We start from the raw sequence: 19,067 nt of genomic DNA, 5'->3' as shown, positions 1-19,067 counted from the left end.
GCAGCCGCCGGAGGCAGGCGGACGCGCTAATCCCGTCATCGCCCATCCTTGGCTTATACGAGCTTTTTCCCCGAACGATCGGCGGCAGCAGCCGGCAAAAATGCGGTTCCCCGACGGAGCGCTTCTTCGCCGAAAACATGGACGAGCGCTTCCTCGAGGCGGCGGACGGCGATAATTTGAATGCCGCTCACTTCCCGCAACAGCGATTGCATGTTCTCAATCGGAATAATGACTTTTTTCGCTCCGGCTTGCTTGGCCGCTTTGATTTTCGCAAACACACCGCCGACCGGTTTGACATAGCCGCGGATGCTGATTTCGCCGGTCATCGCGACAGTATGATCGACCGGCAGCTGGTAAATGGCTGAATAAATGCCAACCGCGATCGCCACCCCAGCCGAGGGGCCGTCAACCGGCACTCCGCCTGGAAAGTTGACATGAATATCGTAGCGATCCGCCGGCACACCCATCGCACGCAGCACGGTAATCACGTTTTCCGCTGAGCCGCGCGCCATACTTTTGCGGCGCACCGATTTTTCCTGACTGCCGATGCTTTCTTCCTCAACAATGCCGGTCACATTGATCGATCCTTTTCCTTTCGCCGGCAGGGCGGTCACTTCGATTTCGAGAAGCGCGCCGGTGTTCGGCCCGTACACCGCCAAGCCGTTCACAACGCCGACAGCCGGAGCGGAAGCGATTTTCTTTTCGTAGCGCGGGGCCATTTGGCTTGAGTGAATGACCCATTCGATATCCTTATCCAAAATTTTCTCCCGATTTTCCGTAATAGCGATGCCGGCGGCGATCTGCATCATGTTGACCGCTTCCCGGCCGTTGCGCGCGTAGGCGGAAAGAAGGCGAATGCCGCTTTCGGAGACGTTCAGGCGGATTTTTTCCGCCGCTTTTTTAGCGATCAAGGCGATTTCGTCTTGATCCAATTCACGGAAAAACACTTCTAAACAACGGGAACGAATGGCCGGAGGAATCTCGTTTGGCGTTCGCGTCGTCGCCCCGACAAGGCGGAAATCGGCCGGCAGCCCGTTTTGGAAAATGTCGTGAATATGGCTTGGAATTTGCGGGTTTTCTTTGCTGTAGTAGGCGCTTTCAAAAAACACTTTCCGATCCTCAAGCACTTTGAGCAGCTTGTTCATTTGGATCGGATGGAGTTCGCCAATTTCATCAATAAACAAAACGCCGCCATGAGCGTTCGTCACCGCCCCTTGCTTCGGCTGGGGAATGCCGGCCTGTCCCATCGCCCCGGCCCCTTGGTAGATCGGGTCATGCACCGAGCCGATGAGCGGATCGGCGATGCCGCGCTCGTCAAAGCGCGCCGTTGTCGCGTCAAGCTCAACGAATACAGCATTTTTCTTAAACGGGGAGAGCGGGTTTTTTTTCGCTTCTTCCAACACGAGCCGGGCTGCAGCCGTCTTGCCGACGCCAGGCGGTCCGTAAATGATGACATGTTGCGGGTTCGGCCCGCACAGCGCCGCTTTCAGCGCCTTGATCCCATCTTCCTGGCCGACGATATCATCAAAACTTTTCGGCCGCACTTTTTCCGCGAGCGGCTCGGTAAGCGAAATGGAGCGCAGCTTGCGGAGCTGCTCCATCTCTTTGCGCGATTCTTTATCGATCGATACTTTTTGCACACGCTGTCCTTTTAGCAAATTCCAAAAATAAAGGCCGATGATGACCCCGAACAACAACTGAATCACAAGCACGATATTCGTCCAATCCATGCCCCGATATCCTCCTGCCTTCAAGTAGTATGTAGTATGATAGTATCTCCGCGAACCGGCGGGAATAAACAAAAAAAGCGCCGCCTGGCGCTTCGGGCATGCCGTCAAAAAAAGAAACCGCCGTAAAAGGCGGTTTCCTCATTAAGCGGACGTTTTCCGTTCGTGTTCGACCACCGTGCCGTCGTGGCGGATGAGCTTCGGCGGTTTTGTGCCGCGCACGGTATCGAGCGTAATGATGCATTTTTGTACATCTTCGCGCGATGGAAGCTCAAACATGACATCAAGCATAATGCCTTCGATGATCGAACGGAGGCCGCGTGCACCCGTTTTCCGTTCGATCGCTTTTTTGGCGATTTCGCGGAGCGCCGCTTCTTCAAACTCTAGTTCAACGCCGTCAAGCTCGAGCATTTTTTGGTACTGCTTGACAATAGCGTTTTTCGGTTTCGTTAAAATGTCAATCAGCGCTTGTTCATCGAGCGGCTCAAGCGTCGTAATGACTGGGAGACGGCCGATAAACTCCGGAATAAGCCCGAATTTGAGTAAATCTTCCGGCAGCACTTTCGACAGCAAGTTTTTCTCATCAACATCGGCTTGGTTCATTTCCGCACCGAACCCGATCACTTTTTTGCCGAGGCGGCGCTTAATGATCGGCTCGATGCCGTCAAACGCCCCGCCGCAAATGAACAAAATGTTCGTCGTGTCGATTTGGATGAACTCCTGATGCGGATGTTTGCGGCCGCCCTGCGGCGGAACGCTGGCGATCGTGCCTTCCAAAATTTTGAGCAGCGCCTGCTGCACCCCTTCGCCCGAGACGTCGCGAGTAATGGAAGGGTTTTCCGATTTGCGAGCGATTTTATCGATTTCGTCGATGTAAATAATGCCTTTTTCCGCCCGTTCGACGTCGTAGTCAGCCGCCTGAATGAGCTTCAGCAAAATGTTTTCGACGTCCTCACCGACATAACCCGCTTCCGTGAGCGACGTCGCATCGGCGATGGCAAACGGCACGTTTAAAATACGCGCCAATGTTTGCGCCAAAAGCGTTTTCCCGCTTCCGGTCGGCCCGATCATCAAAATGTTGCTTTTCGACAGCTCGACATCGTCAATTTTGCTGCCGGAGTTAATCCGTTTATAATGATTGTAAACGGCAACGGCGAGCGATTTTTTTGCCTCATCCTGGCCGATGACGTATTCATCTAAAATTTCGCGGATTTCTAACGGCTTTGGCACATCTTTAAACTCAAATTCTTCCTCATTGCCGAGCTCTTCCTCGACGATCTCTGTGCATAGCTCGATGCACTCGTCGCAGATGTAGACACCCGGCCCGGCGACCAGCTTGCGCACTTGGTCTTGCGTTTTGCCGCAAAACGAACACTTCAACTGCCCTTTTTCATCATTAAATTTAAACATGTGATTCACCCCTTGCTAACGGAATCGCGCCTGCGTTATGTATCGTGCCTCGCCATCCTTCGTTGCAAAAAACTTATGTATTCGCTATTTTACCATAAATGTTCCTGAAAAAGCGAACGAAAAAACTGTAATTTTTTAGAAAAATTTGAAAAATCACTCTTCGAGCGCTATTGATGAGATAAAGAACAAGGCACGAACGTCTCGCGCCTTGTTCCTTCCCTACTTTATTATTATGCCGCAACCATGCTGTGCTCTACAAGAAAATCGACCGTTTTGCGCCATTTTAAATCTTCTTTGACGCCTTCGAGGCTGCCGAGCAGCTCTTTTAACTTGTCAACGCTCAAATTGTAGGCTGCCGCCATTTTTTCGAGCTCTTCGTTCACCTCTTCATCAGTCACGTCGATGTTTTCCGCTTCGGCGATCGCTTCAAGCGTCAAGGCCGCGCGCACCCGCTTTTCGGCATCTTCTTTCATCTGCTCGCGCAGCGCTGCTTCGTCCTGGCCGGAGAATTGATAGTATAGCTGCAAGTTCAGCCCTTGCATTTGCAGGCGCTGGTCAAATTCGCGAAGCATCCGGTCGGTCTCGTTTTGCACCATGATGGCCGGAATGTCGATTTCCGCGTTGGCCGCCGCTTTCTCGACGACCGCGTTGCGCACGGCCGCTTCCGCCTCGTTCTTTTTCGCTTCTTCTAAGCGGGCGCGGATTTTCGCTTTCAGCTCATCAAGCGTTTCGACTTCTTCGTCGACGTCTTTTGCAAATTCATCGTCAAGCGCCGGCAGTTGTTTCGCTTTTACTTCGTGCACTTTCACCTTGAACGTCGCCGGTTTGCCAGCCAGCTGTTCAGCATGGTACTCTTCCGGGAAGGTGACTTGAATGTCTTTTTCTTCGCCCGCTTTCATGCCGACAAGCTGCTCTTCAAATCCAGGAATGAACGTTCCGGAGCCGATTTCAAGCGAATAGTTTTCCGCTTTGCCGCCTTCAAACGGTTCGCCGTCGACAAACCCTTCAAAGTCGATGACAACCGTATCACCGTTTTCCACTGTCCCGTCTTCTTTGACGACCAGTTCGGCATAGTTTTCTTGCAGGCGCTTCAGCTCGTTTTCGACATCTTCATCCGTCACCGTCGTATCGACTTTCTCGACTTCAAGCCCTTTGTATTGACCGAGTTTCACTTCCGGTTTAACGGTCACTTTCGCTTTGAAAATTAAGCTTTTCCCTTTTTCCATTTGTTCAATGTCGATTTCCGGCATCGATACCGGCTCAATGCCTGCCTCTTCGACCGCTTTCGCATACGCTTCCGGCAGCAAAATATCGAGCGCATCTTGATAGAGCGCTTCAACACCAAATCGTTTTTCAAACAAGACGCGCGGCACTTTCCCTTTGCGGAAGCCCGGAAGCGCGACGTTTTTCACCACTTTTTTGAATGCGGCGTCCAAACCTTTGTTCACCTGTTCCGCGTCGACCTCAACGGTCAATACGCCTTCGTTGCCTTCAAGCTTTTCCCATTTGACTGACATACTGTTCCCTCCACCTAAAATCATTGCTCGGATCATGGCGCAATCTGCTTGTCCATTATCCTTTTATTATGTCCATATTATGTAGCCAAGTATGCGAAAACAGATACATAGCACAGCCATTATATTATAACATACAAAAGCCATGTTTCAATACAGAACCATCTATCAAAGGTAGGAAAGTTTCTCTATTTCGTGCAGCTTTTTGCAAAGTTTCGCCATCTCCGCCGCCGCTACGCCGTAGCGGGCAGCCAACGCATCCATATCGGCGTCCATGCCTTGAAACCGGCTCGCCATCCAATGGAGAGCGGCAAGCCATACATCGGCATCGACCGGCTCCGGCGGGAACGGATACAAGATGTAGGCATAGCGAAGCCAAATTTCCGCCGCCGTTTCATACAAGCTCGGGCTTTCTGCAGTGAGCCGCTGCTCAAGCAGCCGCAGCAGCGTCGAAGCAAATTCCGTTTCCGCCTGTTCGTTTAAGGCGGAGGGGATGACATCGATGCGCTGTCCAAACTTTTCGACCGTCACTGCCTCGTCAATCTGTTTCACCGTCAGAAGCCGAAGCAGCATCGTTTTCGCCATTGGGCTTTTTTTCGGTTCGCGTAAATATTGCTTCAGCAACGACAGTACGGGAGCGATATCTTCTTTTTCCAACTGTTTAATGAGCTGCATTTGTTCGGCGATATCTTCCGATTCAAGCAGCCGTTTCACCCGTTTCCATTCGGCGGGCGGCAGTGGACGGGCGTTCATTTTTTCACTGAACCGAAGCAGCTGGCGAAGCTGTTCGCGCAACGAAACCGGCAATGTCTGACGGCGCAAAGCGGCGCGGATCACCGCTTCCGCTTCCCGGTAGCGGTTCGTCTGCAACAGCAGGGCAACATACATTTGCAACAGCTCGCTATTGTTCGGCTGCTCGTCAAGCAGCGCAGCCAGGCGCCACTCCGCCTCATCGTAATCTCCGAGCTCGTAGCAGCACACCGCAAGGCCGAGCCGGATCGGAAAGCTGCCGTCGCCAAGCTGTTCGGCGGCGCGCAAAAAACGGAGCGCTTCCTTGTACTGCTTCGCCTCAAGCGCTGTGAACGCCTCTTCAATCAACCGTTCTTTCGTTTGCGGAAACATAATGATTTTCCCTTTTTTTCCGTTTCCCATCTTCGCCTGCTCCCATTTGCATTTACCACAAGTGTAGCAAGTTTTCCCTCACGAAACAAGCGCCGCACCGCCGCAAAATAACGACAGCGCACTGGCCCCGCTACGGCCGGACAAAAATGACCTCGATCGAACGGACTCCCTTCCTTCACAGGACAGACAAAAGATCGATGAAAAATCGATAGAACACCCCTGCTTCCATCCTCAGTCATGTTTGCTTCCTTAACGTCAAGTGCTCAATTGGATAGGGGGCGGCTCCTCATTAATGATTCCATCGCCCTCTCCCTAACGGAACGGTTCACCTCGCGCATACAGTGATGAAAAAAGGGCGTCCCGTTGCGTTTAGGACACCCTCAGTTCGCCTTGCGTTGCCGTTCCGAACGCAGAGCGCTTACGGACGCGGACAATGTTTTTGCTCGTAGGCGGCGATATACGGTTCGTACACAAACGTTAAGTCAATCTCGTCCCAGCCTTTTAAGAGCAGCTGTTTCCGGTACGGATCGATGTCAAACGGGCGTGAAAATCCTTCGTCATCAAACACTCGCTGCTCTTCAAGTGAAACGGTCAGCTCATAATCGGCGCGTTGGCTCTGTTTTAATAAATACCGGACATCTTCTTGATCAAGACGAATCGGCAGCAGTCCGTTTTTTAAGCAGTTATTGTAAAAGATATCGGCAAACGAAGGAGCAATGATCGCGCGAAATCCGTAATCTTGAAGCGCCCACGGCGCATGTTCGCGCGATGAACCGCAGCCGAAATTTTCGCCGGCGACTAAAATCGTTGCCCCTTCATTTTCCGGACGGTTGAGCTCAAACTCCGGATTCGACGTGCCGTCGCTGAAATAGCGCCAGTCATAAAATAGAAATTGGCCAAATCCGGTGCGCTCGATCCGCTTTAAAAACTGTTTCGGGATGATTTGATCGGTATCGATGTTCGCCCGATCGATGCCGGCGGTTTTTCCGCGGTGAATCGTAAACGGCTTCATCGTCTCTCTCCTTCCATCAGATGTATCAGTGACCGTGCCAAAAGTGGATGTCCCTAAGGCGGGAGGCGGCCGCTTCAAGAAGCGGCCGTTACCGGACTGGTTCAGCTTCAAGCTGGCGCACATCGACAAAGCGGCCGTAAATGGCGGCGGCGGCGGCCATCGCCGGGCTGACAAGATGCGTGCGCGCTCCTTTTCCTTGCCGCCCTTCAAAGTTGCGGTTCGACGTCGACGCACAATGTTCGCCTTCCGGAATGATGTCCGGATTCATGCCCAAACAGGCGCTGCAGCCGGCATCGCGCCACTCAAAGCCGGCCTCGAGGAAAATTTGCGCCAGCCCTTCTTCTTCGGCCTGTTTTTTGACTTGCTGCGACCCAGGCACCACAAGGGCTCTGACACCGGGGGCTACTTTTTGTCCTTTGACGATTTTCGCCGCTTCACGCAAATCACTGATGCGCGAGTTCGTACACGAGCCGATGAATACATGTTGCACCGGAATGTCAGTAATCGGCATGCCGGGCTTAAGCCCCATATACTGAAGCGCCCGGCGCACCGCGTTGCGCTCGGTTTCGCTTTCGAACTGCTCCGGGTCGGGCACCGTTCCGTCAACCGATGTGCTCATCGCCGGGTTCGTTCCCCACGTTACCATCGGGGCAATGGTTGAGGCATCGATTTCGATCGTTTTGTCATACTCGGCCCCCTCGTCGCTGGCAAGCGCCCTCCACCGTTCAACCGCTTGCTCAAACGCCTCGCCTTTTGGCGCATATTTGCGGCCGCGCAAATAGGCAAACGTCGTTTCATCCGGACTGATGAGGCCGGCGCGCGCTCCGGCTTCGATCGACATGTTGCAAATCGTCATCCGCTCTTCCATCGACATGCAGCGAATCGCCTCACCGGTAAACTCGATAATATAGCCGGTGCCGACGCCGACGCCGTAGCGGCCGATGACGGCCAAAATGACGTCTTTCGCCGTCACCCCTTTGCCGAGCTGTCCGGTGATGCGGATTTGCAGCGTTTTCGGTTTATGCTGCCAAAGCGTTTGCGTCGCCAGTACGTGTTCGACTTCGCTCGTGCCGATGCCAAACGCTAAGGCGCCAAACGCTCCGTGCGTCGATGTATGGCTGTCGCCGCAGACGATCGTTTTTCCCGGCTGGGTCAAGCCGAGCTCCGGGCCGATCACATGGACGATTCCTTGCTCTTCGCTATGCAAATCGGCGAGCGGAACACCAAACTCGCGACAGTTGCGCTCAAGCGCAGCGATTTGATTGCGCGCCACCTCATCGGTAATGACAAACCGGTTGACGGTCGGCACGTTATGGTCCATCGTCGCAAACGTCAAGTCCGGCCGCCGCACTTTCCGCCCGTTTTGGCGCAGCCCTTCAAACGCCTGCGGCGATGTCACTTCATGCACTAAATGCAAATCGATATACAGCAAATCCGGCTTGCCTTCTTCGCGGTAGACGACATGGTTTTCCCATATTTTTTCGATGATCGTTTTTGGTTTCATTGCCTTCACCTCGCACGTCTCATGCATAAACGGTCATAATTTGCGCGATCGCTGTATAATCGAGTACGGCTGTTTTGATCTCCTCAACCATTTCATCCGTCGATACAACGCGGCCGCTGCTTTGCGCCAGGTCAGCTGTGCGCAAGCCCGCGGTGAGCGCTTGCTGCACCGCATGCTCGACCGCCTCCGCCTCGGCGGTGAGCCCAAACGACAGGCGAAGCATCATAGCGGCTGACAAAATGGCGGCAATCGGATTCGCCTTTCGCATGCCAGCAATATCGGGCGCCGATCCATGCACCGGCTCATACAAGCTCGGTCCGGAAGCTGACAGGCTGGCTGACGGCAGCATCCCAAGCGACCCGGACAACATCGATGCTTCATCACTTAAAATGTCGCCAAACATGTTTTCTGTGACGATCACATCAAATTGCTTCGGCGCGCGGATGAGTTGCATCGCCGCGTTGTCGACAAGCATATGCTCAAGCTCTACGTCCGGGAATTGTTTGGCCACCTCTTCAGCCACTTCTCGCCATAACCGGCTTGAGGAGAGCACATTCGCCTTGTCGACCGATGTCACTTTTTTCTTCCGGCCGCGCGCCAGCGTAAACGCCATGCGCACGATCCGCTCGATTTCTTCCTTTTTATATAAGAGCGTATCAACCGCTTTTTCTTTTCCGTTTTCCACGACGCGGCCGCTCGGTTGGCCGAAGTAAATACCGCCGGTCAATTCGCGGACGATGATGAAATCGACGCCGCGGATGACATCCGGCTTTAGCGGCGAGGCGGAAGCCAAGCTGTCATAGCAGACGACCGGCCGCAAGTTCGCGTATAACTCAAGCTGTTGGCGGATGGCAAGCAGCCCTTTTTCCGGGCGCAAGTGCGGAGGATTTTCGTCCCACTTCGGACCACCGACCGCCCCAAGCAAGACGGCGTCGCTTTGCCGGCAAAGGCGAAGCGTTTCTTTCGGAAGCGGCGTCCCTGCCTCATCGATCGCCGCCCCGCCGATTAACCCGTATTCGAATGTAAACTCATGTCCAAACCGGATTCCGACCGCTTTTAATACGTCCACCGCTCCAGATGTTACTTCTTGGCCGATGCCATCGCCCGGCAAGACGGCAATCCGATAGTTTCCCATGCTTGATCCCCCCGTTTTATGGTGTTGCCACTTTTTCGTTTTCAGCGCGCATGGCTTCGATCATAAACACGCGGTTCATCGCGTTAATGTACGCTTTAGCTGAAGCTTCCAGCACATCTTGCGCCGTTCCGCGCCCGCTCGTTTCCACATCGTTGACGCGCACTTTGACAAATACTTGCGCTAACGCATCGCGGCCGCCCCCGACCGATTCAATCCGGTAATCTAGCAGCGTCACCGCTGTTTGGAAACAGCGCTCTAACGTGTTGTACAGCGCCTCGACGCTGCCCGCTCCGGTCGCCGCTTCTTGGATGTCGTTTCCTTTTCCGTCTTTTAACACAACAACCGCTGTCGGGATTTGATTTGTCCCGTACTGCACTTGAATCGACGACAATTGGTAAAAGTCTTTGAAATGATCGAACTTCTCTTCGAAAATTAAAGCGATCAAATCATCATCCGTCACATCTTTCTTTTTATCCGCCAGCTCTTTAAAGCGGACGAACAACTGATTGATCTCTTCCTCTGACAGCGTATAGCCGAGCTCTTCGACCCGGTTGCGGAGCGCATGGCGTCCGGAATGTTTGCCAAGCACCATCGAATTCGACGGCACACCGACGAGCTCCGGCGAGATGATTTCATACGTCGTTTTTTCTTTTAGGACGCCGTCTTGATGAATGCCGGATTCGTGGGCAAACGCGTTTTTGCCAACAACCGCCTTGTTCGGCGGAACGACCATGCCGGTCAGCTTGCTTACTAGACTGCTCGTGCGCTTAATTTCTTGCAAATTGAGGCGCGTTTCCACTTGGTAATAATCTTTGCGAATGTGAAGGGCGACAGCGATCTCCTCAAGCGCCGCGTTGCCGGCCCGCTCGCCGATGCCGTTGATCGTGCACTCGACTTGCGTCGCCCCGTGCTCGATGGCCGACAGCGAGTTGATGACCGCCATGCCTAAATCGTCGTGGCAATGGGCGGACAAAGAAATATTCCTAATATTCGGAACATTATTTCGTAAATAGAGGAAGATCTCCCCATACTCTTTTGGTGTAATATAGCCGACCGTATCTGGGATATTGATCACGGAGGCGCCGGCTTTGATCACTTCGGTAACGATTTTTGCCAAAAACGGCAACTCACTCCGGCACGCATCTTCCGCCGACCATTGAACGATCGGGAAGAAACGTTTGGCATATTTCACCGCTTCCACTGCCGCTTCAATGACTTGCTCCGGCGTCATCCGCAATTTGTGCACCATATGGATCGGCGAGGTGGCGATGAACAAATGCAACCGTGGCTCGGCGCCGCCTTTTAATGCCTCCCAAGCGGCGTCAATATCGCTGCGAACCGAGCGCGACAATCCGGTGACCGAACATGTTCGAATCGTTTCCGCGATTTGTTTGACCGCTTCAAAATCGCCTTTGGATGAGGCGGGGAAGCCCGCCTCGATAATGTCGACTTGCAGCCGCTCGAGCTGGCGGGCGATCTCCAATTTTTCTTGCAAGTTTAAGTTGACACCGGCCGATTGTTCCCCGTCGCGCAACGTCGTATCAAAAAACTTAATTTTTCGCACCTGGCACCACCACCTCTTTTTGTTTTGCCTTCACAAACGGCATCATGCTCCGCAATTCGCGCCCGACGACCTCGATCAAATGCTCGTTTTCGCGCCGATTGATGGCGTTGAACTCTGGACGGTTCGCCTGATTTTCCAAGATCCAACCTTTTGCAAATTTACCGGTTTGAATGTCATGCAAAATGTTTTTCATTTCCGCTTTCACCGCTTCGTTAATGACGCGCGGTCCGGATGTAAAGTCGCCCCATTGCGCCGTATCAGAAATCGAGTAGCGCATCCACGACAATCCACCCTCATACAAGAGGTCGACGATGAGCTTCATCTCGTGCAAACATTCGAAATATGCGACTTCCGGCTGATATCCAGCTTCAACGAGCGTTTCAAATCCGGCTTTAATGAGCGCCGTCAACCCGCCGCAAAGCACCGCCTGCTCGCCAAACAAATCGGTTTCCGTTTCTTCTTTGAACGTTGTCTCAAGCACCCCCGCCCGCGTGGCGCCGATCGCTTTGGCGTAGGCGAGCGCGGTTTCTTTCGCATGGCCAGTCACATCTTGATAGACGGCGATGAGCGCTGGCACGCCCGCCCCTTCAGCATACGTGCGCCGGACAAGATGGCCTGGGCCTTTTGGCGCGACCAAAAAGACGTCAACGTGCTCCGGCGGGACGATTTGGCTGAAATGAATATTGAAGCCATGGGCGAAGACAAGCGCGTTGCCCGGTTTCAGTTCCGGTTCAATTTCTTCTTTGTAAACGGCCGGCTGTTTTTCATCCGGCAGCAGCACCATCACGATATCGGCCTGTTGCGCCGCCTCGCGAACGGCATATACCTCGAAGCCGTCTTGTTCCGCCTGTTCCCACGATTTCCCTTTTCGCAATCCGACAATGACGCGAACACCGCTGTCACGCAAGTTTTGCGCATGCGCATGGCCTTGCGAACCATAGCCGATAATAGCGACCGTTTTTCCTTGCAAATATTGTTCGTTTGCATCTCCGTTATAGTACACTTTTGCCATGAGTACCCTCTCCTTTGTCATGTAGTGTAAGTATCGTTAAATAATGAACGCTGTTTTCTGGCTGGGCGCCGCTTTTTGCGCTCCGCGGGTGAACGCAGTCGTACCCGTGCGCGCCACTTCTTTGATGCCGTACGGACGGAGCAGTTCGATCAACGCTTCGACTTTTTCCGGTTCGCCGGTCACTTGAATGACAAGGCTGTCTTTGCTCACATCAACGATCGAAGCGCGGAACGGTTCGATGAGCGTATAAATTTCCTGACGGATCGCCGGAGCGGCCGCCACTTTCACGAGTGCCAGCTCGCGTGCGACGATGGCCTGGTCAGTGATGTCACTCACTTTCAACACATCGATTTGCTTGTTTAACTGCTTAATAATTTGTTCAGCGATCCGTTCATCGTCAACGTTGACGACGAATGTCATCCGCGATATCCCATCGATTTCCGTATGGCCGACGGTGATGCTTTCAATGTTGTAATGCCGCTTCGTAAACAGCCCGGTGATGCGGTTTAATACGCCTGGACGGTTGTTGACGGTCATTGTGATAATTCTTCGCATGCTTTCACCCCCACCATTTCATGAAGCCCTTTTCCGGGCGCGACCATCGGATAGACGTTTTCGTCGGCGCGGACATGGAAGTCAAGCAGCACCGGACCGTCGATGGCAAACGCTTGTTTTAATACTTCGGCAGCTTCCGCTTCCGTCTTCGCCCGCAGCCCCGGCATGCCGTATGCTTCAGCCAATTTCACGAAATCCGGCTGGTTCGGAATGAGCGAATGGGAGTACCGTTTGTCATAAAACAGCTCCTGCCATTGCCGCACCATGCCGAGCGCCTGATTGTTGACGATGACGACTTTGATCGGCAGCTGCAGCTCTTGGATGACCGACAGTTCTTGGAATGTCATTTGGAAGCCGCCGTCGCCGACGATCGAAACGACCGTGGCGCTCCGGTCGGCAAGCTGGGCGCCGATGGCCGCCGGGAGTCCGAAGCCCATCGTGCCAAGCCCCCCGGATGTGACCCAGCGGTTCGGCCGGTTAAACTTGTAATATTGCGCCGCCCACATTTGATGCTGGCCGACATCGGTTGTAACGATCGCTTCGCCGCCCGTCAGCTCATAAATCATCTCAATGAGCTTTTGCGGTTTGATCGTCCCTTCTTCCGGCTCGTAATAAAGCGGGAATCGCCGCTTCCACTCATCAAGCTGGGCAAGCCACGCCGCCGTGTCGGCCGGTTTGCCTTGCTGGTCGATCAGCTCTTGCAAGGCCGCTTTCGCATCGCTGACGATCGGGATTTTCGTCGGCACGTTTTTGCCGATTTCCGCCGGGTCGATGTCAATATGGGCGACCGTCGCCTTTGGCGCAAAATATTTTAAATTGCCGGTAACCCGGTCGTCGAAGCGGGCGCCGATGTTGATGAGCAAGTCGCATTCATACAGCGCCATATTCGCCGTATAGGTCCCGTGCATGCCGGCCATGCCGAGGAAAAGCGGGTGGTCAGCCGGGAAGCCGCCGAGGCCAAGGAGCGTATGGACGACCGGGATGTTTTGTTGCTCTGCATATTGTCGCAGTTCATCGGCCGCGTTGGCGTGCAAGACGCCGGCGCCGGCTAAAATGACCGGGCGCTTCGACTGGCTGACCGCCTCGACGAGCCGCCGGATTTGCCAATGGTTCGGCTGTGTCGTCGGCTGATAGCCGGGCAGATGAACGTCTTGATCGTAGTCAAACTCCCCTTCGGCCGTCGTCACATCTTTTGGAATGTCGATCAACACCGGCCCTGGCCGCCCGGTCGTCGCAATATGAAACGCTTCTTTAATGATTTTCGGCAGCTCGCTGATGTCGCGCACTTGATAGTTATGCTTTGTGATCGGCATCGTAATCCCAACGACGTCCGCCTCTTGAAATGCATCCGAGCCGATGACGCTCGTCGCTACTTGCCCGGTAAAGACAACGAGCGGCAGCGAATCCATCATCGCGTCCGTCAACCCGGTGACGATGTTTGTCGCCCCCGGGCCGGAGGTGGCGATGACAACCCCGGGTTTCCCGGAAATGCGCGCGTACCCTTCCGCCGCATGGATGGCCCCTTGCTCATGGCGCGTTAACACGTGAAACACGCCGGCTTTATACAGCTCGTCATAAAGCGGCAGCACCGCGCCGCCCGGATAGCCGAAAATGACTTCGACGTTTTCCGCCTTCAGCGCTTCAATCAACATCAGCGACCCGCTCATTCTCTCCTTCGTCTTCGCTTGTTCCTCCACTTTCATCTTTGCCATCTTCGATCCTCCCCGTTGTTTGTCATCCATATAAAAAACCTTTTCACCCTCCATGGCCGGACTTTCCCAGCCAAAGGGGCGAAAAGGTTTCCTTTCCGCGGTACCACCCTTCTTCACGGCCATCACGGCCGCCTTAGGAGCAACCGGCCGAAGCCAGCCGCTCGTTTTCGTAACGGGTGAAGCGCGCGTCTCCACCCGTCCAACCCTACTAGCCGTTTGGCGTTCAGGCTGGCGCTCAGAGGTGAGTTCATCAAGCGGCAACATCACCGGTTCCCAGCTCCCCCGGCTCTCTGTGGATGTTGGCCCCGCTGACTACTTATCCTCGTCAACGCTTTTTCCGTATGCAATTGTCATTGCCGCTTAACCGACATTGGCGTTAGTCGGATATACTTTAACTCCTTCGGCAACAACGCGGCGGCGAAATTCTTCAAGAAGCCGCTTCGTATGCGGACCAGGCGTTCCATCGCCGATCGTCCGACCGTCAACTTTGATGACGGAAATGACTTCGGCCGCCGTCCCGGTTAAAAACACTTCATCTGCGACATATACATCATGGCGGGTAAATGGCTCTTCTTTGACCGTATAGCCGAGATCCTCGGCAATTTCGATAATCGCCTGGCGCGTAATGCCTTCAAGCGCTCCGACATACCCCGGCGGCGTGTAAACGACGCCGTTTTTGATGATGAAGACGTTATCCCCAGAACCTTCAGCTACATATCCTTGGTCATTTAAAATGAGCGCTTCGCTGACGTTGGCCAAATGCGCTTCGATCTTCACGAGAACATTGTTCAAATAGTTGAGCGATTTGACTTTCGGGCTCAACACGTCAGAGCGGTTGCGGCGCGTCGCCACTGTCACCACTTCGATGCCCGTTTCATATAAATGTTTTGGGAAGAGTGCCAGTGGCTCAACGATAATGACGATTTGCGGCGTTTTGCATTTATACGGATCGAGCCCCAAATCGCCGACTCCGCGCGAAACGACAAGGCGGATGTACGCATCTTGGTAGCCGTTGCGGCGGATGGTTTCGAGCACGCGGTCAATCATTTCATCTTTCGTGTACGGGATGTTCAGCAAAATGGACTTCGCGGAGTTGTACAGCCGATCTATATGTTCTTCTAGGCGGAATACGTTGCCGCTATAGACGCGAATGCCTTCAAACACGCCGTCCCCATACAAAAATCCGTGGTCATAAACTGATATTTTTGCGTTTTCTTTCGTTACAAATTCTCCGTTTAAATAGATCCATTGTTCGCCCACTTCGGTTCCCCTCTTCCTTGATCAGTCAACAGTTGCTTCGAACGGCTCGATGATGGGTTTGAGTCGTTTCTCTTATTTGAAAATTATAATAATCCTAAACTTTCCCGCCGTCAATAACGTTTTTTGAAAATTTTGATTGATCAAACTACTTGTATACGCTTACAATGTGATAGAATCAAGGATTTGCTGATTTTTAAAAAATTTTTCTCCCAGCGACAGGGGGCAAATAAGATTAGTTAGAAAGAGGAGGGAGAGGCGCAGAAAAATAAAAAAGCGGACACTTGTCCGCCTGGACACTTGTCCGCCTAGAAGGAAAACGTTTGTTCCAAGCCCGGGATCGCACGCCCGGCCACATCATAAAACTGAACAAGCGCTTGGCCTTTGCCGACTGTCAGCACCGCATATGTTTTTTCTTTTCTCCCGCGCGGCAAGGCGATGCTGCCTGGATTGATGAACAACACCTCATCGATTCGCTCGGCGCCGGCGAGGTGGGAGTGGCCGAAGCAAGCGACGTTGGCCCCTGTTTCTTTCGCCCGATAATATAAACGTAAAAGCGACGTTTTCACGCCGTATAAGTGGCCGTGGGTGACAAAGAAGCGGACGCCGCCTGCCTCCTCGGTTCGCTCGTCGGGAAACACCGCTGTCCAATCGCAATTGCCGCGCACGACTGCAAACGGGGCGATCTCATCCGCTTCCGCCGGCAGCTCGGAATCCCCGCAATGAATGAACAAATCCGCTTCATGGCGATGGCGCGACACAATTTGAGCGAGCTCGGCGGTCAGCCCATGGCTGTCACTGACAATGACCGCTTTCATTCCGTCCGCCCCTTTTCGTTTTCGGCCATGATCTCGTCCCATTGCTCATTCAGCTTCGCCAGCGCCTTCGCCCGATGGCTGATGGCATTTTTCTCTTCCGGCGAAAGTTCGGCCATCGTTTTCCTCCGCTCGGGAAGATAAAAGACAGGGTCATATCCAAAACCGCCCTCTCCACGCGGCGCTTCGGCGATATAACCGTCACACGTCGCCTCGACGATGACGGTCGGCCGCCCGGGAATGGCGACGGCCAGCGCGCAATGAAAGCGGGCGGTGCGCTTCTCCATCGGCACTCCGTCAAGCTCATGAAGCAGCTTAGCGATGTTGCGCGCATCGTTTTTGTCTTCCCCGGCGTAGCGGGCTGAATGGACGCCCGGCCGACCGCCGAGCGCATCAACGGCAAGCCCGGAATCATCGGCGATGACCGGCCGTTGCAAGCGTTGGCACACCGCCTCAGCTTTTAATTTGGCATTTTCGGCAAATGTGCTCCCCGTTTCTTCGACATCCGGAACGTCCGGAAAACCAAGGAGCGATTTCACTTCGATGCCCCGCTTGGCAAACAAGGCGGCAAACTCGCGCGCTTTACCGGCATTTTTCGTAGCAATAATGATCTCCTTCATTCCGCCTTCTCCCCCCGTTCTGCTTCCTGCTTCACTCCGATGCGGGCCGCCTGCTCGCCCAATACGCGGCGCTGAATGGCGATGAGCTGTTCAATGCCCATCTGCGCCGCCTCGAGCAACTCCTCTAGCTCGGCGCGCGAAAAGGATGCTTCCTCCCCGGTGCCTTGAATTTCGACAAACTGGCCGGCTCCAGTCATGACGACGTTCATGTCGACTTTCGCGCGGGCATCCTCGCCGTAATTTAAATCGAGAATGACCCCGTGTTCAGGATCGATGCCAACGGAGGTGGCAGCGAGAAAATCGCGAACCGGAAGCGATGCAAGCTTCCCTTCCTCAACAAGCTTAGAGAGCGCCAGCACGAGCGCCACATACGCACCGGTAATCGACGCCGTCCGCGTTCCGCCGTCTGCTTGAATGACGTCGCAGTCAATCCAGACGGTCCGCTCGCCGAGCTGTTCCAGCTCAACGACCGAGCGAAGCGCCCGGCCGATCAGACGCTGAATTTCCATCGTCCGCCCTGACACTTTCCCTTTGCTGGCTTCCCTTGCATTCCGCTGTTCTGTCGCCCGCGGCAGCATCCCATATTCAGCCGTAATCCAGCCTTTCCCTCCGCCGCGCATAAACGGCGGCACTCTCTCTTCAACCGTCGCCGTGCAAATCACTTTCGTGTCGCCGATTTCAATCAAAACCGAACCTTCGGCATGCTTCATATAATGCGGTTGTATATGTACAGGGCGAAGCTCACGGTTGTTTCGTCCGTCCGTTCTCATCGACAATCCTCCTTTTTTCTCCTTGGATGGCTCCCGCTTGGGCCGCCTAGCGTCAGCCTGCCCTTGCGAGCGAATCCTAGACGGTGCAAAGCACATCTTTCCCACTTTTATCGCGCTTCCTCAGCGGAAGCGTTCCGCCGCTTTCATAAAAAAACAAAGAGGCGGAATACGTTTCCACCTCTTTGTTATACCATAATGGTCCCTTCGTTTCCAGCTTGTTAAAATGTCCCGGTATTGACGTTTTGCGGCCGGGTGACCGGTTTCGTAAGCGGCTTGCCATCTTCGGTGACGAGATCGGCTTTGCCGTTGACGGTGATCGCCACGCTTTCAACCCCATTTTGCTCGGTGAGCGACAGCACAAGCGAATGTAATACGACATCGGAAATCACGTTTTTCTTGTTGCTTCCATAAATGCCCTCGTTAAAGTTGAGCGTCACTTTGCCATCTTCATATTTCGGGGCATCGACAAGCTTGGCATCCGGCTGAAAGACGCCAACAAGCCCGCTGCCGTGGTCCGGCCCTTGGATGAGCTCATTGATCGCCGCAGCGATATCGTCCTTTTCTTTATTGGACACGCGTCTTGTCACCGGCACATAATATGTGTTGTCCCCCTGCTGGGCGACAAAATAAACCGTGACCGGGTGCGTATTCGTAATGTCCGGCACGCCGCTCGCCTCGATATTGATGCCGTCCGCCCGGCTGACTCCGTCTTGGATCGGTGTTTTATTGACCGGCATCACCTCTTGGTCATAGCCGTTAATCCGAATTTTGACGCGCTTAATGTTGTCAAATTGGGTCAATGTCCACGTAATGGCTTGCAAAATCCGCTTTTCATCCTCTGGTTTGTATTGCTTAAATTCCGGCGAAAAGTCGGCGATCAACGTCCCGTCTTTTTCCAGTTTTGTGCCAAGCACAGTCGTGCCTGCCGGAATGACGGCGCGGAAGCCATTTGGCAACACTTCGGATACCGGGCCGTCCTCGACTAAATATTCGAGCACTTGTTTTGCGACTGCCTGCGTTTTCGGCAACTCTACTGTTTGCGGCACGACGAAGCCATTTTTGTCAATTAAGTATAATTCCCTCTTCACCGTCTCGGCAGCCTTCGCTTCCTCTTTTCCTCCCTTTTTGTCCCCCGTTGCCTCTTGGAGCGCCTGGCCGTCTTTGACATAGCTCGTTTCTTGCGGCGGATCGATCTCCTTCACCGCCTCATCATTGCCAAACAAACCGCAGCCGCCAAGCAGCAAAAGCGAAGCGAGCACCGGCGCTGTCCATCTATGAACCGTCCGTTTGCCCATTGACGTTCCCTCCTACTCGTAGTTTGTACTACTATGTATACGA

Annotated in this window: 16 protein-coding genes and 1 other annotated feature; all 16 genes read right to left on the bottom strand. The window is 53.8% G+C overall.

Features of this window, described 5'->3' with window-relative positions; all coding sequences use genetic code 11:
• Nucleotides 1-53: 53 nt before the first annotated feature.
• The 16 genes from lonB to IC803_RS03550 all read right to left on the bottom strand — a co-directional run bounded on the left by lonB (nucleotide 54) and on the right by IC803_RS03550 (nucleotide 19,024).
• Entirely contained in the window at nucleotides 54-1,730 is a 1,677-nt protein-coding gene (gene lonB / locus IC803_RS03625; protein WP_081208556.1) for an ATP-dependent protease LonB, read from the bottom strand.
• Between the two features lie 141 nt (nucleotides 1,731-1,871).
• On the bottom strand, nucleotides 1,872-3,137 hold the full coding sequence (gene clpX, locus IC803_RS03620) for an ATP-dependent protease ATP-binding subunit ClpX (protein ID WP_081208558.1): 1,266 nt from the start codon (nucleotides 3,135-3,137) through the stop codon (nucleotides 1,872-1,874).
• A gap of 230 nt (nucleotides 3,138-3,367) precedes the next feature.
• Entirely contained in the window at nucleotides 3,368-4,654 is a 1,287-nt protein-coding gene (gene tig / locus IC803_RS03615) for a trigger factor (protein WP_081208560.1), read from the bottom strand.
• A 165-nt stretch (nucleotides 4,655-4,819) separates the two neighbouring features.
• Nucleotides 4,820-5,803 carry a tetratricopeptide repeat protein gene (locus IC803_RS03610; RefSeq protein ID WP_081208562.1) on the bottom strand — a complete coding sequence of 328 codons (984 nt, stop codon included), beginning with the start codon at nucleotides 5,801-5,803 and terminating at the stop codon, nucleotides 4,820-4,822.
• A gap of 388 nt (nucleotides 5,804-6,191) precedes the next feature.
• Nucleotides 6,192-6,785, bottom strand: coding sequence for a 3-isopropylmalate dehydratase small subunit (gene leuD / locus IC803_RS03605; protein WP_081208564.1), 594 nt, complete (start codon nucleotides 6,783-6,785; stop codon nucleotides 6,192-6,194).
• An 88-nt stretch (nucleotides 6,786-6,873) separates the two neighbouring features.
• Nucleotides 6,874-8,289 carry a 3-isopropylmalate dehydratase large subunit gene (leuC, locus tag IC803_RS03600; RefSeq protein ID WP_081208566.1) on the bottom strand — a complete coding sequence of 472 codons (1,416 nt, stop codon included), beginning with the start codon at nucleotides 8,287-8,289 and terminating at the stop codon, nucleotides 6,874-6,876.
• Between the two features lie 19 nt (nucleotides 8,290-8,308).
• Nucleotides 8,309-9,424 carry a 3-isopropylmalate dehydrogenase gene (gene leuB, locus IC803_RS03595; protein WP_081208568.1) on the bottom strand — a complete coding sequence of 372 codons (1,116 nt, stop codon included), beginning with the start codon at nucleotides 9,422-9,424 and terminating at the stop codon, nucleotides 8,309-8,311.
• Nucleotides 9,425-9,440: 16 nt separating this feature from the next.
• Complete coding sequence (locus tag IC803_RS03590; protein WP_081208570.1) at nucleotides 9,441-10,988, bottom strand: 2-isopropylmalate synthase; 1,548 nt, start codon at nucleotides 10,986-10,988, stop codon at nucleotides 9,441-9,443.
• Nucleotides 10,975-12,000 carry a ketol-acid reductoisomerase gene (gene ilvC / locus IC803_RS03585; protein ID WP_081208572.1) on the bottom strand — a complete coding sequence of 342 codons (1,026 nt, stop codon included), beginning with the start codon at nucleotides 11,998-12,000 and terminating at the stop codon, nucleotides 10,975-10,977. The genes IC803_RS03590 and ilvC overlap by 14 nt, the downstream gene beginning before the upstream one ends.
• A gap of 36 nt (nucleotides 12,001-12,036) precedes the next feature.
• Complete coding sequence (gene ilvN / locus IC803_RS03580) at nucleotides 12,037-12,555, bottom strand: acetolactate synthase small subunit (protein ID WP_081208574.1); 519 nt, start codon at nucleotides 12,553-12,555, stop codon at nucleotides 12,037-12,039.
• Nucleotides 12,534-14,267 (bottom strand): acetolactate synthase large subunit, encoded by a 1,734-nt coding sequence (ilvB, locus tag IC803_RS03575; protein ID WP_081208651.1) that lies wholly within the window; start codon nucleotides 14,265-14,267, stop codon nucleotides 12,534-12,536. The genes ilvN and ilvB overlap by 22 nt, the downstream gene beginning before the upstream one ends.
• A gap of 71 nt (nucleotides 14,268-14,338) precedes the next feature.
• Nucleotides 14,339-14,605: a binding site (T-box leader), on the bottom strand.
• A gap of 22 nt (nucleotides 14,606-14,627) precedes the next feature.
• Nucleotides 14,628-15,527: a branched-chain-amino-acid transaminase gene (ilvE, locus tag IC803_RS03570; protein WP_063165093.1), complete on the bottom strand. Its 900-nt coding sequence runs from the start codon at nucleotides 15,525-15,527 to the stop codon at nucleotides 14,628-14,630.
• 305 nt (nucleotides 15,528-15,832) lie between these two features.
• Nucleotides 15,833-16,342, bottom strand: a complete 510-nt coding sequence (locus IC803_RS03565; RefSeq protein ID WP_081208576.1) for a metallophosphoesterase family protein — start codon at nucleotides 16,340-16,342, stop codon at nucleotides 15,833-15,835.
• The gene (locus IC803_RS03560; RefSeq protein ID WP_081208578.1) at nucleotides 16,339-16,959 is read right to left on the bottom strand and encodes an XTP/dITP diphosphatase; all 621 of its coding nucleotides are present in this window, start codon (nucleotides 16,957-16,959) and stop codon (nucleotides 16,339-16,341) included. The genes IC803_RS03565 and IC803_RS03560 overlap by 4 nt, the downstream gene beginning before the upstream one ends.
• Entirely contained in the window at nucleotides 16,956-17,729 is a 774-nt protein-coding gene (gene rph, locus IC803_RS03555; RefSeq protein ID WP_081208580.1) for a ribonuclease PH, read from the bottom strand. Before rph ends, IC803_RS03560 begins: the two co-directional genes overlap by 4 nt.
• A 218-nt stretch (nucleotides 17,730-17,947) precedes the next feature.
• Nucleotides 17,948-19,024, bottom strand: coding sequence for a GerMN domain-containing protein (locus tag IC803_RS03550; protein WP_081208582.1), 1,077 nt, complete (start codon nucleotides 19,022-19,024; stop codon nucleotides 17,948-17,950).
• Between the last annotated feature and the right edge of the window lie 43 nt (nucleotides 19,025-19,067).

This window comes from Geobacillus sp. 46C-IIa (assembly GCF_014679505.1).
In the GTDB taxonomy this organism is placed as follows: domain Bacteria; phylum Bacillota; class Bacilli; order Bacillales; family Anoxybacillaceae; genus Geobacillus.
Note: the sequence above shows the minus strand (reverse complement) of the source record. Positions and strands in the feature narration are given on the sequence as shown.

Excerpts from the sequence above, each read along its gene's own strand:
- lonB (WP_081208556.1), bottom strand. The coding sequence starts at position 1,730 with ATGGATTGGACGAATATCGTGCTTGTGATTCAGTTGTTGTTCGGGGTC.
- clpX (WP_081208558.1), bottom strand. The coding sequence starts at position 3,137 with ATGTTTAAATTTAATGATGAAAAAGGGCAGTTGAAGTGTTCGTTTTGC.
- tig (WP_081208560.1), bottom strand. The coding sequence starts at position 4,654 with ATGTCAGTCAAATGGGAAAAGCTTGAAGGCAACGAAGGCGTATTGACC.
- IC803_RS03610 (WP_081208562.1), bottom strand. The coding sequence starts at position 5,803 with ATGGGAAACGGAAAAAAAGGGAAAATCATTATGTTTCCGCAAACGAAA.
- leuD (WP_081208564.1), bottom strand. The coding sequence starts at position 6,785 with ATGAAGCCGTTTACGATTCACCGCGGAAAAACCGCCGGCATCGATCGG.
- leuC (WP_081208566.1), bottom strand. The coding sequence starts at position 8,289 with ATGAAACCAAAAACGATCATCGAAAAAATATGGGAAAACCATGTCGTC.
- leuB (WP_081208568.1), bottom strand. The coding sequence starts at position 9,424 with ATGGGAAACTATCGGATTGCCGTCTTGCCGGGCGATGGCATCGGCCAA.
- ilvC (WP_081208572.1), bottom strand. The coding sequence starts at position 12,000 with ATGGCAAAAGTGTACTATAACGGAGATGCAAACGAACAATATTTGCAA.
- ilvN (WP_081208574.1), bottom strand. The coding sequence starts at position 12,555 with ATGCGAAGAATTATCACAATGACCGTCAACAACCGTCCAGGCGTATTA.
- ilvB (WP_081208651.1), bottom strand. The coding sequence starts at position 14,267 with ATGGCAAAGATGAAAGTGGAGGAACAAGCGAAGACGAAGGAGAGAATG.
- IC803_RS03565 (WP_081208576.1), bottom strand. The coding sequence starts at position 16,342 with ATGAAAGCGGTCATTGTCAGTGACAGCCATGGGCTGACCGCCGAGCTC.
- IC803_RS03560 (WP_081208578.1), bottom strand. The coding sequence starts at position 16,959 with ATGAAGGAGATCATTATTGCTACGAAAAATGCCGGTAAAGCGCGCGAG.
- rph (WP_081208580.1), bottom strand. The coding sequence starts at position 17,729 with ATGAGAACGGACGGACGAAACAACCGTGAGCTTCGCCCTGTACATATA.
- IC803_RS03550 (WP_081208582.1), bottom strand. The coding sequence starts at position 19,024 with ATGGGCAAACGGACGGTTCATAGATGGACAGCGCCGGTGCTCGCTTCG.